Consider the following 3489-nt stretch of genomic DNA (forward strand, 5'->3'; position numbering starts at 1 on the left):
TACCTAGGAGACTATAACTTCAACAGCGCAACAACAACCACCGCATTCACAGTCACCAATCAATCCAGTGAATTGAAAAACACTACTGTTAATGTAGAAGTTGAAACATTCGGAACTGACGTGATAATAACCGCTACTGTTGACAGCCTTGCAAGCGGCCTTGTCGAATTCAACATTGACGGCAAAGCAGTATACCTAGCTGTAAATAACGGAAAAGCAGCATACAATGTTATTTTGCCTACTGGAAACTATAATGTTACTGTAACTTATCTTGGCGATTCCAGATTCAATTCCAACTCAACTTCAAAAGAGTTCACAGTCATAGGCCCTACCAAGAAAAACACAACAATGTCTGCTGAAGTGAGTGTAAAAGATTTAAATGTTGTTGTCACTGTAACTCTTGACAATGATGCTGCTGGATTTGTAGAGTTTATAATGAATGAAGAAATAGTCTATTTACCTGTCCAAGACGGAAAAGTGGTTTTAAATACTACTTTCAAACCGGGAGAATATATTATTATTGCCAATTATCTTGGAGATGATGACTTTAACCAAAACAGTACCCTAGTTGAATTAACTGTCAATAAAGTTGAAACACAAGTCATAACCGCAAAGGTCAGTACTGTCTATGGAACCAGCGGAACCCTATCCCTTACCTTAACTGACGTCAACGGTAATCTGTTGATTGGTAAAAATGTGACTATTAATTTCAACAATAAAGTGTACACCAGAACAGTTAATTCCTACGGAAAAGCATCACTTACTATTGGAAAGACTTTAGTTCCTAAAACATACACAGCAACAATAACATTTGCAGGCGATGACATATATCTTACATCAAATAACACCGCAAAAGTGGTTGTATCCAAGGCAACTCCAAAGATAACCGCTAAAGCACAAACATACAAGGTAAGTGTCAAAACCAAAAAATATTCCGTAACTTTGAAAGGAAATGATAACAAAGCATTGGCAAATGTTAAGCTAAGCATAAAAGTTAACGGTAAAACATATTCTGCAAAAACCAACAGTAAAGGTACAGCAACCTTTAAAATTACCGGATTAACTAAAAAAGCTAAGTATATTGGACTAATTACCTACGCAGGCAACAAATACTACAAGAATTTAAGTAAAAAAGTTCAAATAACCGTTAAATAAGTGAATTGAATTTCACTTATTTTTTCTATTTTTTCAAATTCAAACATTTGAATCCATATCACATGGAGAAAAAATATGAATCTAAAAAACAATTTCAAATAAATGAATAGACAATTAATTAAAACAATAATTATGCACATAAGTATTAGTTTAATTATTCAAAAATATGATATAAATCATCATCAAACATCCTCAGTTTTTTGGTCAATCACCAGCACCAAGCGAAATGTCCTGATACCGCTACCATCCGACTCATGTTCAGAGTGGAAATTTTCTACGATTATCAAAAAAAGATTAATTTAAAATAAAGGATAGCTATCAAAGATATGGAGAAAATAACTTCAATAGCTATGTAGACAGTGAAAGAAACCTATATAATATTTCATATAAATTTCGTTTTTTTGTTAATTAATTCTATATCGATGGAGAAAATAATAACTAAAAATTGTTATGCCATCAATTAATAGTTATCGGCTAATGATGAATTTTATCAACATAGAAATAATTAATTCGAAAAATAATCAAATATTCTCTATTCGACTATCTTTCTAACATTAGTAACGCATTACCAATCTTAGAAAGACAATTAGAAGAGAAGAATAGTTATTATAAAAATAACTATTCCACTAATGGCTAGATATTAGCTATACTCGATGATTATAATTCTAATGGACCGAGTTTGGTTAAAGTATTATGAAACTCTTCCATTGTTTTTTGGAATTTTTCACCTTCAGATGCTGAAATCCATTCATGGCGGAATCTTTCTTTTTCAATTCCGAATTCCTCCAAAATGTCTTCAACTATTTTTGATCTTCTGGACCATTTGTAGTTACCAGCATCATAGTGGCAATCCCCAATATGACATCCTCCTACAAATACTCCGTCTGCACCATCCTGAAATGCTTTGAAAATCATTGAAGGGTTAATTCTTCCAGAACACATTACACGAATAATTCTGATGTTTGGTGAGTATTGCATACGTGCAGTTCCTGCTGTATCAGCACCACCATAACAACACCAGTTACATAATAAACCTACGATTTTTAAATCATCTGCCATCAAACCACCTCTTATAATTCTGTTTTTTCTGGACTGTATAATGGAGGTTTAATATCATCAGAAACTCCAGCTACATAACCAGTTCTATTAAAGTATTTTTTCTGCAATTTGTCAAAGATTAATGAAACAGGAATGTCCATCGGACATACGTCGTCACATTGTCCGCAATCCACACAACTGAAACTCATGTGTGACAATCTTACTCCCTGGAATGCAATTGGTGTTGGTGGAATGTTCTGTTCATCCTTGAAATATGGCTTGTTTAGTTCACAGTTTTCAAAGCACCAGCAGATTGGACAAACATCACGACATGCATAACAACTGATACAACGGCTCCATTCATCCATTTCGCTCACTGTAGGATAGGTTGCATCTTGAACCTTTTTGGCCATCTTAATCATGATGCCTTCAACTTTTTCCCTTCCGTCAATGGCTCCCTGAGCCGGATTTTTAGTTTCAAGAATTCCTGCTTTTTTAGCGCCATCTATTAATTCCTGACCTTTTTCATCGTTGATTTCAATGAATGTCCAGCCATCTTCTGCTCCCCAGTTTCCACAAGCAATGTTTGCTTTTCTTGGGATTTTAACATCACACCTTTGACAGTTGTTACGACGACCGTATCCTTCCTCTTCGAGGTCGTGGATTTTTACCGCTTCTTCGGAACCGTCTGCAAGTTCAATGATGAATTTACCTTTGTCAATCTCTTCGCTTACAACATCATCCGGGTCAGCCTCATAGAATATCCCTATTGATTTTATGTCGAGTTATCAGTTCTTCTACAGCTCTCATATCACATGGTTTGACGGTGATTGCTACTTTTTTGTCAAATAGATATTTTTGAACAAGGTCTCCAATCATTGTTGGAGCACAGTGATATGACCCTGCAGCACTTATTAAATCATCAGATTCTGTGATGAATGTTGGAGTTGCATCATATACGTCATCTTGAGGACTTAAGGCTAAAACGCCGTCAACTATTCCTTCATCAAGCAAATATTTTAGAATGCTTGTTACGGCTCCCCCGCATTCACCTGCCTTGTGAATATCATCATTTTGGGATTTTGCTAAAACATAACTCATATAAATCACTATCCATTTAATTTTTCGATTATCTCGATTTCACTTAAAGCATCTGATTCGACTGCAGCAGTGAAAGTTTGGGTTTCTCCCATTGCGTTTACAAATGATCCTTCTTTTTCAAGCCATGTTTTAGTAGGAATGACAATGTCTGAAATTTCAGTTGTCTTGTTTGAACATGGAGCGAAACTGATAATC

General features: G+C 35.0%; 3 protein-coding genes and 1 pseudogene. 1 reads left to right on the forward strand and 3 read right to left on the reverse strand.

The genetic code is table 11. The annotated features are described in order from the left end of the window. A partial coding sequence (locus QZU83_RS10535; protein WP_295611941.1) for an Ig-like domain-containing protein occupies nucleotides 1–1155 on the forward strand: 1155 nt, incomplete at its 5' end. A 657-nt stretch (nucleotides 1156–1812) separates the two neighbouring features. Here QZU83_RS10535 and QZU83_RS10540 read toward each other — a convergent pair. The 3 genes and pseudogenes from QZU83_RS10540 to QZU83_RS10550 all read right to left on the reverse strand — a co-directional run. After that, entirely contained in the window at nucleotides 1813–2214 is a 402-nt protein-coding gene (locus tag QZU83_RS10540; protein WP_295611942.1) for a hydrogenase iron-sulfur subunit, read from the reverse strand. 11 nt (nucleotides 2215–2225) lie between these two features. After that, nucleotides 2226–3300: pseudogene (locus QZU83_RS10545) on the reverse strand (Coenzyme F420 hydrogenase/dehydrogenase, beta subunit C-terminal domain). Nucleotides 3301–3302: 2 nt separating this feature from the next. Continuing rightward, nucleotides 3303–3489: molybdopterin-dependent oxidoreductase (locus QZU83_RS10550; protein WP_295611943.1), on the reverse strand; the 187-nt coding region annotated here is incomplete at its 5' end.

Source organism: uncultured Methanobrevibacter sp. (assembly GCF_902771435.1).
GTDB lineage: Archaea > Methanobacteriota > Methanobacteria > Methanobacteriales > Methanobacteriaceae > Methanocatella.

Excerpts from the sequence above, each read along its gene's own strand:
- QZU83_RS10540 (WP_295611942.1), bottom strand. The coding sequence starts at position 2,214 with ATGGCAGATGATTTAAAAATCGTAGGTTTATTATGTAACTGGTGTTGT.